Raw genomic sequence first — 539 nt, forward strand, 5'->3', positions numbered from 1 at the left:
TAGAAAGCCAATGCGGCCGCCGTCGCGACGTTGAGGGAGTCGGTCCCTCGGGACATCGGAATGCGCACCCGCACATCGCTAATCCGCAGTGCGGCCGCCGTTAGGCCCGGGCCCTCCGCGCCCACCAGTAGCGCAATCCGTTCGTGCGACACCGCGGCGATGGCCTCCGGTAGTTTGCACGCGTTGCCGTGTGGGGTCATCGCCAACAGTCGAAAGCCGCTCTCTTTCAACGTCATAAGTTCGGTGGGCCAGTCGGCCGCGCGTGCATATGGCACCAATAACGCGTGTCCCATGGATACCCGGACCGCACGACGGTAGAGCGGATCAGCGCAGCCGGTGCCGAACACTACCGCGTCCACGCTCAGCCCTGCCGCGTTGCGGAAGATCGAGCCCAGGTTCTCATGGTCGTTAACGCCTTCCAACACTGCGACGGTGTGCGCCCCGGCGACCACCTGAGCAACGCTCGGCTCCGGCACCCGGCGCGCGGCTGCCAACACCCCACGATTGAGATGGAAGCCGATCACCCGTGCCATGACATC

1 protein-coding gene is annotated in these 539 nt (G+C 65.5%); it reads right to left on the reverse strand.

Annotation, left to right across the window (positions count from 1 at the left end; translation table 11 throughout):
• Positions 1-539 (reverse strand): TrmH family RNA methyltransferase (locus tag IEY14_RS25720; RefSeq protein WP_188913689.1); only part of this gene is annotated, 539 nt, incomplete at both ends.

Source organism: Aureimonas endophytica (assembly GCF_014642635.1).
Classification (GTDB): Bacteria; Pseudomonadota; Alphaproteobacteria; order Rhizobiales; family Rhizobiaceae; genus Plantimonas; species Plantimonas endophytica.